General features: G+C 38.6%; 9 protein-coding genes. 2 read left to right on the top strand and 7 right to left on the bottom strand.

From position 1 onward, the window contains the following. Positions 1–48: 48 nt before the first annotated feature. Entirely contained in the window at positions 49–1,542 is a 1,494-nt protein-coding gene (locus D3H64_RS02945) for a hypothetical protein (protein WP_121564647.1), read from the top strand. Here the strand turns inward: D3H64_RS02945 and D3H64_RS02940 are convergent. The 7 genes from D3H64_RS02940 to parE form a co-directional block, all read right to left on the bottom strand. Then, a complete protein-coding gene (locus D3H64_RS02940) occupies positions 1,499–2,362 on the bottom strand; it encodes an NAD(P)H-hydrate dehydratase (protein WP_121564645.1) in 864 nt (287 codons plus the stop codon). The two genes, D3H64_RS02945 and D3H64_RS02940, sit on opposite strands and share 44 nt — an antisense overlap. 16 nt (positions 2,363–2,378) lie before the next feature. Then, entirely contained in the window at positions 2,379–3,287 is a 909-nt protein-coding gene (locus D3H64_RS02935; RefSeq protein WP_121564643.1) for a VOC family protein, read from the bottom strand. Between the two features lie 38 nt (positions 3,288–3,325). Then, positions 3,326–4,249, bottom strand: coding sequence for a manganese-dependent inorganic pyrophosphatase (locus D3H64_RS02930; protein ID WP_121564641.1), 924 nt, complete (start codon positions 4,247–4,249; stop codon positions 3,326–3,328). 187 nt (positions 4,250–4,436) lie between these two features. Beyond that, positions 4,437–5,216 (bottom strand): pyruvate formate-lyase-activating protein, encoded by a 780-nt coding sequence (gene pflA / locus D3H64_RS02925; protein WP_121564639.1) that lies wholly within the window; start codon positions 5,214–5,216, stop codon positions 4,437–4,439. An 83-nt stretch (positions 5,217–5,299) separates the two neighbouring features. Continuing rightward, entirely contained in the window at positions 5,300–7,537 is a 2,238-nt protein-coding gene (gene pflB, locus D3H64_RS02920) for a formate C-acetyltransferase (RefSeq protein ID WP_121564637.1), read from the bottom strand. 381 nt (positions 7,538–7,918) lie between these two features. Further along, positions 7,919–10,363, bottom strand: a complete 2,445-nt coding sequence (gene parC / locus D3H64_RS02915; RefSeq protein ID WP_121564635.1) for a DNA topoisomerase IV subunit A — start codon at positions 10,361–10,363, stop codon at positions 7,919–7,921. Between the two features lie 15 nt (positions 10,364–10,378). Further along, a complete protein-coding gene (gene parE / locus D3H64_RS02910) occupies positions 10,379–12,463 on the bottom strand; it encodes a DNA topoisomerase IV subunit B (RefSeq protein WP_121564633.1) in 2,085 nt (694 codons plus the stop codon). Positions 12,464–12,795: 332 nt separating this feature from the next. Here parE and plsY point away from each other — a divergent pair, with 332 nt between their 5' ends. Next, complete coding sequence (plsY, locus tag D3H64_RS02905) at positions 12,796–13,401, top strand: glycerol-3-phosphate 1-O-acyltransferase PlsY (RefSeq protein WP_121564631.1); 606 nt, start codon at positions 12,796–12,798, stop codon at positions 13,399–13,401. Positions 13,402–13,546 lie beyond the last annotated feature (145 nt).

Raw genomic sequence — 13,546 nt, 5'->3', positions numbered from 1 at the left:
ATTTGCGTGTATTAGAAATAGCATAATAAAAGAAAAGAGGTATGTCAAATGAAAAAATTATGCTTTAGACTTTTAACTGCTCTTATTCTCTTTGTCGGATTTACCCCTCCACTATTTGCAGAAAAACCTACTCATTATATGCCTCAGACACCCATTCAACAAACAGTTTTAGAGTTAGTGGTGCTAGTTGAATCGGAATCAGGCTTTGCTCTCCCCCATCAAAAGGTTGATCTGTTAGATTTAGAAAAGGAGCAATTACCTATCGTTGCCAGTTTAAGGACAGACCAGGAAGGTTGTGTGCGCTTTAACAAAGAAAATGGCTTACTCTATCATCATCGCTATGGTATAGCCATTAATGGTCAGAATTACCCCTTGCAAGTCGAAAGTGAAACTCCTACCCAATGGATCGAAAAAGTTGTTTTAAAAGAAGAGGAAATCGTTCAAAAAAGTAAAGGTAAATTATTACTTGCTAAGGAGCCCGTTAATGAAATTCGCCTTCAACTCATTGACACCGATCTTAACCCCCTAAAAGGGCAAGGGGTAAGCCTCTTAGCGGATGAAAGTAGCCAAGAATTGACTACTGACCAAAATGGCTGTGTCTGTTTTAAAACGAAAGCTGAAGATCGAAAAATTTACCAAATATGTATCAATGGTCAAGCAAGTGAATATTATACGAGCAATTTTTCCACCATGCGCCTGATATTTAATAAAACACTGCTAGATGGTTCAATGAAAAATAGTGAGGGTCAAAAAGAACCCTCAACTAGTGAGACGACTCAAAAAGAGCAAGAATCAGTAGCTCATCATAAGCCTACTTTAGAAAAATCCCAAGAGGGCAGAAATGAAAAAGATAATGAAAAGGAGCCTACTACAGAAAGAATGAAAGAATCCCATGCAGACTCTATTGGGTCTCTTGAGATGAATGATCCCTCTTTATCTAGAAAAAATACTTCTGGAGCTAGCCCTCAGTTACCACATATCTATAAAAAATCTCAAAATAAAAACAGTCAAGTAAGTAAAGAGATGGCTAAAAATAAGGAAAATCTTTCCAAAGTTCAAGACGAGGAAAAGATTAACAGTAAAAAAGAAGAAAATCTTGCTAGAGAACAAAAAAAACAGCAAAAGCAAGAAAAAGGGGAAAAAACAGATAATTCTTCGACTAAAGAGCAGGATCTAAGTAAAGAAAAGAATGATACTGAAGACTATAATCCTTCATCTCCTACTGATGATATCGAAGATATTTCTTCTAGACCTAATCCAGGCATATCCCCAATGAAAACTGAAAGCCAAGAAAAGCAAAAGACTGACAGTAAGAAGCACGGCCTAGCTAGTACTATCTCTCGCTTACTCCCTAAAACAGGTGAAAAAATTTTGCGCCTTTCTACCATTGGCCTCTCCTTATGCGCAATAGGGCTAATACTCTACACTAAAACTAGTAAAAATAAGCAGAAAAAGGAAGAAAAAGACGATAGGGAAGTTGATACGAAAACAGATGAAGTCAAATCTTTTGACTTAGCAGATGATGAATGGTTTCTGGAATAAGTTCACTCAGCCGGCTAGGCAGAACAATATATTGACTTTGAGCAAGAATATCTCCAATATAGCTGTGTAAAAATATTGCATCTGTGACAGCATCAGTAGGATGTAAATAGGATTTTTGACTAATGAAAGCAGCTACAATTCCACTTAAGGTATCTCCCATCCCAGCTATCGCCATCCCTGGGTTTCCTATCTTTACATGAACGACAGGATCACTATCGTGATAAAGTCTAGATTCGTGTGACTTAACAAGGACATAAGTTGTGGAAGGAAATATTTCTTTATAAACTGCCTGATTATTTTTATCTAATTGTTCGCTAAGAGAAAGACCAGATAAACGTTCCCATTCTTTAGCATGTGGTGTTAAAACAGTCATAGCTGCTCTTAGGGGATAATCTTCTCCTCTTTTTATCATAAAGGAAAGCAGTGTCAAAGCATCCGCATCAATCACCAGCTTTTGTTTCTGAGTTATCTGCTGTAAACAGCATGTGAACAATGATTTTGCAAAAGCTGTTCTGCCTAAACCCGGTCCAATGAGAACCGTATCTGCTTTTTCAATAGCCTTTTTTAAAAGACCTGAATCCTGATAATCTAATCCCATAATTTCAGGAAGGCTAGCATGTGCTACTGGAATATTTTCTTTATCAGTCGCCAAAGTTACCAATCCTGCCCCACTATATAGACAGGACTTGGCTGCCATCAAAGCGGCGCCCCCCATTTCAAATGACCCCGCAATAATAAGAACCCGACCGAAATCACCTTTATGGCAACGGTCAGGTCTTTTAGCGAGTTGAAACATATAATTTTTATCTATCATTTTCATATGAACCTTCACCTTCTTAAAACAAAGGGAAATCTTTAGTCGTCAGATAATATGAAAATCCGTAAGGATCCTTGGCTAAAATAAGACCCTTTTCATCTTCATGACTAAAACCTTGATTGGTCAAATCATTCGAAATTTGACTCAATGCTGACAAATGCGGATAAAAGAAAATTGGAAGAATTGTTTGCTCTGTCTTTCGTAAATCAGGTTGCCAATAAGCTTCCGTTATGCAGATTAAGCCATTAGCATTAGCAAATTTCATACTTTTTGGGTGTAAGCTTTCTAATTCACTACATTTCAGAATATTGTGGTAAAAAAGAGTCGTTTTTTCTTCTTTCAGACGAGTTATTTGATAATGTAACTGCCCAATTGCAAACTGAGGATCTTGATCATAGAAATCATCGGATCTTACTTTTCGTGTAAATAAGTCCTGCATAGGGAACTCAAAGCACTCCCCTTCTTTAAAAACTCTAGAAGGAATAGTTTGTGTTTCTTTAGGCGCTTTTTCCCAAAATATTTCTAATAAGTGACCATCAGGATCTTTGCAATATATGGCTGTTCGATAGTCGTTATCTCCGTTACCGGTAATGGGAATTTTGGCTTCAGCTAAACGATTGGCAATCTGGATCAAAGAGCTCTCACTATCAACCTTCAATCCTAGATGGTGAAGTCTATTCCCTCCATCTCGTCTAATATCTTCTTTCTGGTCTAGCCATATAAGTGGAGCTAAAGACTTAGAATTCGCTAGCGTCACTTTATCTTTACTCTCTTGAAGACGTATTAAACCAATGACCCGTTCATAGAAACGGGCCATTGATCTAATATCTGACGTACGGATAACAATAGAGTTAAGGGAGGGTTGGCCATAGTTTTTCTTGCTCTTGGGCTTCATGTAATGTTTCATGAGGCTCCACCATTCATTCATAAAAAGGCTCCTCTCTTATCCAAGCTTTCTAGAAAACATTAAAATTGTTTACTAAGCGGTGGGATAATTTGTTTCTTACGTGAAACCACTCCTGGTAAGGACATAAAGTCATCTTCGATAGTATGCTCAAAAGCTTTTTCGATTTCAGGATGTAAGCCACCAACAACTAATAAGGCAGTTTCCTTGGTTAAAATGTTTGTTAACATCAACAAGAAACTTTCGAATCCATTCTCCTCATTTTGCTTAGTCATTTCATCTACTAACTCAGCTTTACGGGATTTTAATTCGTTTAAATCTACACAGTTAACTTGTCCAACACGAACTTTGTGTTCACCCATATCAAAGGTCTTAGCATCCGCATTAACAAGTTGTGCAGCAGTTTTGCTCTTTACATTTGTCCCTGCTTTGAGCATATCCAAACCGTATTTTTTGATATCTATACCAGCAATTTCTGCACAAGCCTTAGCCGCATCAACATCTTCATGAGTACATGTTGGGGATTTAAATAGTAAGCTATCAGAACAAATAGCGGATGCCATTAATCCAGCGATATTTTGCGGAATATCTATACCTGCTTCCTTATACATCTTATAGAGAATAGTACATGTACAGCCAACTGGTTCAGCACGATAGTACAAAGGTTCATCCGTTTCAAAGTTAGCGATACGATGATGATCGATAACATAACGAACAGTCAATTGGTCAATATCTTCGATAGATTGTTGACGTTCATTGTGGTCGGTAAGAGCGACTTCACAGTCTTCATTCGCTAAAGTCTCTACAATTCGAGGGGCATCGAATTTGAAGTAATCAAGAGCATATTGCGTTTCTTCATTAGGAGCGCCAAGTGCTACTGCTTCAGCATCTTTACCTTGTTCATTTAAGTAATGGGCGAAAATAATGGCAGAACTAATCGCATCTGTATCAGGATTGCGATGGCCAAATACTTTAATTTTAGTCATATTATTTCTCCTTTAATCTTCAATACTCACTTTAGTTTACCATAAACTTCCCCCATCTTCATCGGTATAGACAAGGTTTTGATAACTTTTCTCTTTTTAGCCTAAAAAAGCCATGACGAGTTATCACGGCTTCAAGATATGGTTTAAACTACGTATAATTTCCTTGTTGAAAACAAAAGCTTAAAATTTAGAATACCTTGGGATTAGTTACTGTGGCATAACGGGTATAGTCCTTGGTATGAAGTAATTTCTTGGCATTCTCGACTCGCTCAGGAGTTGGAGGCTCTATTCCTTCCAAAGTATAAGGAATACCGAGTTTTTCCCATTTATACTTGCCCATCGTATGGTAAGGAAGGACTTCGACCTTGTAGACATTGTTCAAAGTCTTAATGAATTGGTCTAATTCTATCAGATATTCATCGTAATCAGAACGTTGTGGAACTAAGACGTGCCGGATCCACACAGGAATGTCTATTTTAGAAAGATAGCGAGCCATTTCGAGAATATTTTCATTTGGCCATCCAGTCAATTTCTTATGTTTATCTGACCGAATGTGTTTGATATCAAAAAGAACCAAATCTGTATATTTCATTAGTTCATTGAACTTGGAGAAGAAAGGTTCATCATAAGTAAATGGCATGGCACAAGTATCAAGTGTACAATGGATACCTTCTTTTTTTGCTAGAGAGAAATAGTCGATTAAAAAATCAATTTGAAGGAGCGGTTCTCCTCCACTAACAGTAATGCCACCTTTGTTTCCCCAAAATTCTTTATATTTCATAGCTTCATTCAACATTTCTTTTGCGGTTGTTGGCGTACCTGTTCCAATATTCCAAGTGTCTGGATTATGGCAGAATTCGCATCTCATTCGGCATCCTTGCATAAAGGTAACAAAACGTATACCCGGACCATCCACTGATCCAAAGCTCTCTGTTGAATGAACGTAGCCGATGACAGGATCACTCATGCTATCTCCTCCTTACTAACGAAAAAAGTGATAAAAGCGGATGACCAATAGGGCCATCCGCTTTATCTACTAAAGACTAGTTATTACATGCTTTCGTGCATGGTCCGTTTAATAACATCTAATTGTTGTTCACGAGTCAACTTGATGAAGTTAACGGCATAGCCAGATACACGGATAGTTAATTGTGGGTATTTTTCTGGGTGATCCATAGCGTCAAGCAAGGTATCCCGATTGAATACGTTGATGTTCAAGTGGTGACCACCCTTGCGAGAGTAACCATCCAACATCATAGCCAAGTTATCTTCTTGAGTAGAAGCTTCTTTACCTAAAGCTTTAGGTACAATAGAGAAGGTGTTTGAAATACCATCTAAAGCATAGGCATAAGGCACCTTAGCAACAGAAGACAAGCTTGCTAAAGCTCCGTGAGTGTCACGGCCGTGTAATGGGTTAGCCCCTGGAGCGAATGGTGTACCACCACGACGTCCATCAGGAGTGTTACCAGTATTACGCCCATAAACAACGTTAGAAGTAATAGTCAAGATAGAAGTTGTAGGTGTAGAACCACGGTATGTGTGGTGTTTCTTAACTTTAGTCATGAAGTTCTTCAAGAGGTTAACAGCGATTTCGTCAACACGGTCATCGTTGTTACCATATTTAGGGTAGTCGCCTTCTACTACATAGTCAGTAGCCAAGCCTGTTTCAGGATCACGAACGACTTTAACCTTAGCATACTTAATAGCAGATAAGGAGTCAGCTGCTACAGAGAAACCTGCAATACCAGTAGCCATAGTTCTGAAGACTTGGGTATCATAAAGAGCCATTTGAGAACGTTCATAGCAATATTTGTCATGCATGTAATGGATAACGTTCAATGTATTAATATACAAGCGAACCAACCATTCTTCCATAGCATCAAATTTCTTAACTACTTCATCGTAATCCAAGTATTCAGAAGTAATTGGTTCATAAGCAGGACCTACTTGAACACCAGTCTTTTCGTCTACCCCACCGTTGATAGCGTAAAGCAAGCATTTAGCTAAGTTAGCACGAGCACCGAAGAATTGCATTTGTTTACCGATACGCATTGCGGATACACAGCAAGCAATTCCGTAGTCATCGCCCCATTGAGGACGCATCACTTCATCGTTTTCATATTGAATAGCAGATGTATCGATTGAAATACGAGTTGCGAAACGTTTGAAGCCTTCTGGCAATTTTGGAGACCATAGAACTGTCAAGTTTGGCTCTGGAGCAGGCCCCAAGTTGTTCAAAGTATGTAAGAAGCGGAAGCTGTTCTTAGTTACCATTGAACGGCCATCTAAGCTAATACCTGCAATAGATTCAGTTACCCAAGTTGGGTCACCAGAGAACAATTCGTTGTAGTCAGGTGTCCGAGCAAACTTAACCAAACGTAATTTCATGATGAAGTGGTCAACAAGTTCTTGGGCTTGTTCTTCTGTTAAGATACCCTTATCCAAATCACGTTGAATGTAAATATCCAAGAAGGTAGAAGTACGGCCAAGAGACATAGCTGCACCATTTTGCTCTTTAACAGCAGCTAAGTAACCGAAGTATAACCATTGGAAAGCTTCTTTAGCGTTAGTAGCTGGTTTAGAAATGTCATAACCGTAAATTTGCCCTAATTCTTTAATTTCTTTCAAGGCACGATATTGTTCAGAAATTTCTTCACGAAGGCGAATAACATCATCTGTCATAGTACCGTCGCCGGTATTTTGCCAGTCATTGTATTTTTCTTCCATCAAGCGATCAATACCATAAAGAGCTACACGGCGGTAGTCACCAATGATACGTCCACGACCATAAGCATCTGGTAAACCAGTAATAATCTTATTGTGACGGGCTAAGCGCATTTCATCTGTGTAGGCATCAAATACACCTTGGTTATGTGTTTTGCGCCATTCACGGAAGATATGTGACATTTCAGGGTCGATTTCAAAACCATAAGCTTTAGCAGCTTGTTCTGCCATACGGATACCACCGAATGGTTGGAAAGAACGTTTGAAAGGCTTATCAGTTTGGAAACCAACAATTTGTTCTTTGTCTTTGTCTAAATAACCAGGCCCGTGAGAAGTGATAGTGGATACGATTTTTGTATCCATATCTAAAACACCACCAGCGTCACGTTCCTTTTGATTCAATTCCATTACTTGCGCCCATAAAGCTTTAGTGGCTTCAGTTGGGCCAGCCAAGAAGGAATCATCCCCTGTATATTCAGTATAGTTACGTTGGATGAAATCACGAACATTAATTTCTTCTTTCCAAGTTTTACCTTGGAAACCATCCCATGCAGATGTCGTCATAGTTATTTCCTCCTCATCTTTTTTAAAGAACTTTTCTATAACAGTTTCAACGGTTATAGTGTAACACATCTATACCTAAATGCAAGATGATTTAATATTTTTTTTTGAGTTTTTTTATTAAATCCTCTTAAACATTAGCGTAATAGCAATGTTTTTGAAATTGATATAGATTCTCATTTACATATTCATAATCATTGATAAACTGTACTAATTTTATAGCTAAAAAAGAAACAGGTTGAGAAAATTCTTTGCTTAGAATCTCAACCTGTTCTATTTGTGTAATAAAGCACTTACATTCTTTATGCAAGAGATCTAAAAACGATAAATCAAAAGCAACTAAGCTCCAAACTACGAAGCTCTAACTTATAGGATCTTAGTCAATTACTCTTTATCAGCACTAGTAAAAGACTCTTTATAAATTAGGGCCTGTGACAAATCTTTGTAGCCGGATAGATACTCTCCATTGCCGTCAGGAGTTTGCCCTTTGAAATCTTTTTCCTTTAAGATAATTTCCTCCTGATCATGAAGAGATGGCCAAGTTAAATGAATGAGATCCTTGCTTTCTATAGCTTCCGCAAAAATAATTTCGTGTGGATCCCGTTTCAAAGAATTGATCAAGCGAATCCCTCGAACAGCCCTCTTCATCAAAGGAACTTCTTCCATATTAATTCCCTTAGCTAAGCCCTTTTGAGTCAATATGGCAAAGCGTTCAGAAGGATCGGAGATGATATTCACCACTTTGTCTCCCTTCTTCAAATTAGAAGCAATAACCCCGCTTGCTTTCAGGCCAACTGATGAAACTTCTTCTGACAAGAATTTCAGACCAAAACCCATTTTTGTCACGACTACAAGAGAACCCTTGCTCTCTTTTTCCCTTAAAGATACATGAATCACTTGATCTTCTTCATGTTTAAAGGACATGTATTCTCTCATTTGAGACTTGTTGGTTCGGTATAATTCAAAGAATTCCCCATTAGTTTTTTTAATCTGCCCCAATTGAGTGGCCACAAGTAGCTCACTACTCAACACATCTTCCAGAAGGAAAACAGCAAGGACTTCCTCATTAGAACGGAAGCTATAATTGCTCGATAGATGCCCTCCAAGATCTTTCCACTTTGCTTCAGGTAAATAATGGACAGGTAGCGAAATAAAATTCCCTAAAGAGGTTAAGATAACCAGATTATTAAGCGTGGTGAGTTGCTGTAAAAATACTGGATGATCTCCTTCTCTGATCCCTGATCCTTCCTTCTCTGATGATTGGAAACTCCTTAAACTGGTTCGCTTATAGTAGCCCTGTTTGGTTACCATGACCATCACATCTTCTTCTGCGATCAAGTCTTTTTCTTCAATGACAATCTTTTGAATCTTTTCTTGTACCTCAGTTTGACGCTTCACAGCATAGCTTTTTTTAACAGCTTTTAATTCTTTAGTGACAACCTGATCGAGAATCAAAGGGTCATGTAAGATGGAGTGATAATACAGAATGGCCTCATTTAAATCTAAACGCTCATCCTGTAAAGTTTTTATATCCGTATTTGTTAAGCGATACAAGCGCAAGCTTACGATTGCTTCTGCTTGCATTTCCGAGAAGTCAAAGGCCTCCATTAAGGCTTTTTTGGCTGAAGCCTTATTGTCGCTAGATCGAATCAGCGCAATCACTTCATCCAAGATAGAGATCGCCTTTATTAATCCATCGACTAAATGCAGACGTTTTTCTGCCTTAGCTTTTTCATAAGACGTTTTTCGCCTAACAACTTCCTGTTTGAAGCGGATATAGGCCTCTAAAATTTCTTTAAGACCGACTTGTTTGGGATGCTGATCAGAAATAGCTACCATATTAAAACTATAGTTGACACGAAGATCCGTTCTCTTTAGTAAATAATCTAAAACAGCTTCGGGATTAGCTTCTTTCTTTAATTCAATAGCAATCCTCAAACCATCGCGGTCACTTTCGTCCCTCACATCAGCTATACCATCAATTTGCTTATTGATTCGTATATCGTCAATACGTTTGACTAAAGACGCTTTATTGACTTCATAAGGAATTTCTGTCACAACAATTTGAGACTTATCTCCTTTAAGGATTTCTATCTCTGTTTTCGACCTTACCACAATTTTACCTTTACCAGTTTGGTAAATTTTTTCTAGGTGTTCCGCTCCTTCAATAATCCCACCAGTTGGAAAGTCTGGTCCCTTAACCTTTTTCAAAAGTTGTTTCAAACTAGCTTTAGGGTTTTTAATCAATTCCAAACAAGCATCAATCACTTCGGCTAAATTATGAGGCGGTATATCCGTGGCATATCCAGCAGAAATACCAGTTGCGCCATTCACCAATAAATTAGGGTAGTTAGCAGGTAGTACGACTGGTTCCTCTAAAGTATCATCGAAGTTAAGGACCTTTCCAACGGTATCCTTATCAATATCCTTTAACAATTCACTTGCTATGGGAGACAAGCGCGCTTCCGTATAACGCATAGCTGCGGCTGGATCGCCATCCATTGACCCATTGTTCCCATGCATCTCAATAAGAACATGATTTAATTTCCAATCTTGACTCATCCGAACCATTGCTTCATAGACGGAATAATCCCCATGAGGATGGTAGTTACCAATAACATTCCCTACTGTTTTAGCAGATTTACGAAAAGCCGCTTCATGCGTATTACCATCTTTGTACATGGCAAACAAAATACGGCGTTGAACCGGCTTTAGACCATCACGAATATCTGGCAAAGCCCGATCTTGAATAATATATTTGGAATAACGAGAAAATCGATCGCTGATTAAATCATCCAAACCTAGTTCTTCAATTATTGATGAGCTCATCTATGATCTCCTTTCCTACAAGTCCAATTCCATTTGTTCTGCCTTTTTAGCAGATTTTGCCTTCTTCGTTTTACTTCTGGACTGTTTTTTACCTTTAGCTGAACTTTTATTTTCATAGGAGGCCATACTTGAATCCCCCTTTGAATCATTTATAGAATCATCTGTTCTCTTTTCTAAAAGATTAGTATCTGATTCATGGTCAAATGCTACATGGCTTTCTATCCACCGTCGTCTTGGTTCGACCTTATTGCCCATTAAAACACTGACTCTCTTTTCGGCCTGAGCTTGGTCTTCTAAGGTCACGCGTATTAAGGTGCGCGTCTCTGGGTTCATGGTGGTTTCCCATAATTGATCCGCATTCATTTCCCCTAATCCTTTATAGCGTTGCAAACTATAACCCTTCCCTAAGGATTTAGTGATTTTAGCCAATTCATCTTCAGTCCAAGCATATTGAATCTCCTGCTTTTTACCTGAACCTTTTGTAATTTTAAAAAGAGGCGGTAGAGCAATATAGACCTTACCAGCTTCAATTAAGGCTTTCATATACCTATAGAAAAAAGTAAGTAAAAGAACTTGTATATGCGCTCCATCTGTATCAGCATCCGTCATGATAATTACTTTATCATAATGACTCTTGCTCACATCAAAATCGGCTCCCACGCCAGCCCCTATGGTATAAATCATGGTGTTAATTTCTTCATTTTTTGAGATGTCAGCTAAACTAGCTCGTTCCGTATTAATAACTTTACCTCTCAAAGGAAGAATGGCTTGATAGCGCCGATCTCGTCCCATTTTAGCAGATCCACCAGCAGAATCACCTTCGACAAGAAATAATTCGTTCTTTTTAGCATTGCGGCTTTGAGCTGGAGTTAATTTACCAGACAGTAGAGCTTCTCTTTTCTTTTTAGATTTCCCTCTAGAACTATCCCTAGCTTTTCTAGATGCTTCTCTGGCTTCTCTTGCACGAAGAGCCTTCTGTATGAGTTCTTGCGCCTTATCCCCATTTTCCGATAAGAAATAGGTCATTTTTTCAGAAATTATACGTTCAACAGCCGTTCTTGCTTGAGGGGTACCCAATTTTTCTTTCGTTTGCCCTTCGAATTGGAGTAATTTCTCTGGTATGCGTAAAGACAAGATAACCGTTAAGCCTTCTCTTACATCTGAGCCTTCTAAACTCTTCCCTTTTCCTTTTAATAAGCCCTGTTTTTTGGCATACTCATTAAAAGTTTTAGTTAGACCTGACCGAAAACCTGATTCATGAGAACCTCCACCAGCCGTACGCACATTATTGACAAAGCTCAAAATCGTTTCAGAATAGCCATCGTTGTATTGAAGGGCACAATCAATTTCTATGTCAGAATCTTTCCCTTCTATCACAACAACATCAGTTAAGGTATCTTTGTCTTCATTCAAATAATCAACGAATTCCTTGATCCCCTCTTCAAAATGAAAAGTATCTTCTTTATCTGTTCTTTCATCTTTAATCCTGATCGTAAGATCTTTTAACAAAAAGGCTGATTCTCTAAAACGTTCAGCTAATGTATCGTAATTCCACTTGGCATCAGAGAAAATACTGGCATTGGGTTTAAAAGTCACCTGTGTACCGGATACTTTCTCCTTGATTTTTTTCTTTTTAAGCGCGCCGTCAATCTGGCCACCATCAACAAAGTTTTGCGTATAGAGATAGCCATCCCGACGGACTTCTACTTTCACCCAATCGGATAAAGCGTTCACGACACTAGCCCCTACTCCATGGAGACCTCCAGACGTTTTATAGCCCCCTTGTCCGAATTTACCTCCCGCATGTAAAACAGTAAAAATGACTTGAATCGTTGCCTTTCCAGACTGATGTGTCCCTGTTGGCATCCCCCGTCCATTATCAGCTACTGTTAAGGAATTATCTGGATGAATCGTAATATCAATATGATCGCAATAGCCTGAGAGGGCCTCATCTACTGCATTGTCTACTATTTCATAAGCCAGGTGGTGCATCCCCCGACTATCAGTCGAACCGATGTACATCCCTGGCCGTTTACGAACTGCTTCCAAGCCCTCTAGCACTTGAATCGCGTCGTCATTATAGCTCGTTGAAGCACTCATTTCTTCAGCTCCCTCTCTCTAAAGTCCTCTAGTAGTCTAGCACACTTAAAAAAGCTTTGACAACTGCTTTTCAAGTGTATACAAGTGCCTTTCAGATGAAATTTTATCTTTTTTCCGACAAGAACTAAACTACTCATTCCCGATTATAGCAAACATACGTTCTATCCTCAAATTCTACTTTCGTATAAACTTTAAAAAGCGTTGAAAAGAAGGCGAGTAGGGAGTCCAAAATCTCATCTTAACCCTATCTTTACCCCTTAAAAGGGCACATCTAACCCTATAGGCGTCAAGCTAACTTTTTGCTATAATAGACAAAAGAAGAGGAGGAAGATATGAAGACAATAGTATACTTATTACTTGCTTACCTCAGCGGATCCATCCCTAGCGCTGTCTGGATTGGGAAATTATTTTTCCATAAAGACCTTCGCAATTATGGGTCTGGTAATATGGGTACGACCAACGCTTTTCGTGTTTTAGGAAAAAAAGCCGGATTTTCAGTCTTAGTCTGTGATGTTCTAAAAGGCTTTCTTCCCGTATTAATCGCTAAACAAGCGAATTTGCCTATCGATAGCATTTGGATCGTTTTGGCTGCTGTATTAGGGCATGTTTACCCTATCTTTGCCCAATTCCGTGGCGGTAAAGCTATGGCTACTGTTGCTGGAGCTATGTTAGCTTATAATCCTTTGTTACTTGGGATTGGATTAGCTGTATTTCTATCCGTTTTATTCATTTCATCTATGGTGTCTTTGGCCAGTATGACTTGTGTAGGAGTGGTCATGCTGCTAACTTATTTTACAGCTTGTAGTTTCTTGCTCCGTTTTTCCATCACGGCCTTGTTCGCCTTTATTGTTTGGAGACACAGATCTAACATTGGTCGTATTATACGCGGTAGTGAATCTAAAGTGCCTTTTGGCTTAGGTCATAAAGGCAAAAAATAATTTTTCATTTAGCCATGTATTTCTTTCAAAAGATACATGGCTAATTTTCTAATTGACTAAAGACGATGCTTTGACAAAGGTCATAAAAACCTGAATTCCCTGACTCATAACCATAAACACCACCTATCACCGAGGTGGTGTTATT

Origin of the sequence: Atopobacter sp. AH10 (assembly GCF_003664595.1) — a bacterium.
In the GTDB taxonomy this organism is placed as follows: Bacteria; Bacillota; Bacilli; order Lactobacillales; family Aerococcaceae; genus Atopobacter.
This window is presented reverse-complemented; position numbering and strand designations above follow the sequence as displayed.

What these genes read in the sequence shown, in the direction of transcription:
- parE (WP_121564633.1), bottom strand. Translation starts at nt 12,463, where the DNA reads ATGAGTGCTTCAACGAGCTATAATGACGACGCGATTCAAGTGCTAGAG.
- pflB (WP_121564637.1), bottom strand. Translation starts at nt 7,537, where the DNA reads ATGACGACATCTGCATGGGATGGTTTCCAAGGTAAAACTTGGAAAGAA.
- D3H64_RS02930 (WP_121564641.1), bottom strand. Translation starts at nt 4,249, where the DNA reads ATGACTAAAATTAAAGTATTTGGCCATCGCAATCCTGATACAGATGCG.
- plsY (WP_121564631.1), top strand. Translation starts at nt 12,796, where the DNA reads ATGAAGACAATAGTATACTTATTACTTGCTTACCTCAGCGGATCCATC.
- D3H64_RS02940 (WP_121564645.1), bottom strand. Translation starts at nt 2,362, where the DNA reads ATGAAAATGATAGATAAAAATTATATGTTTCAACTCGCTAAAAGACCT.
- D3H64_RS02935 (WP_121564643.1), bottom strand. Translation starts at nt 3,287, where the DNA reads ATGAATGAATGGTGGAGCCTCATGAAACATTACATGAAGCCCAAGAGC.
- D3H64_RS02945 (WP_121564647.1), top strand. Translation starts at nt 49, where the DNA reads ATGAAAAAATTATGCTTTAGACTTTTAACTGCTCTTATTCTCTTTGTC.
- pflA (WP_121564639.1), bottom strand. Translation starts at nt 5,216, where the DNA reads ATGAGTGATCCTGTCATCGGCTACGTTCATTCAACAGAGAGCTTTGGA.
- parC (WP_121564635.1), bottom strand. Translation starts at nt 10,363, where the DNA reads ATGAGCTCATCAATAATTGAAGAACTAGGTTTGGATGATTTAATCAGC.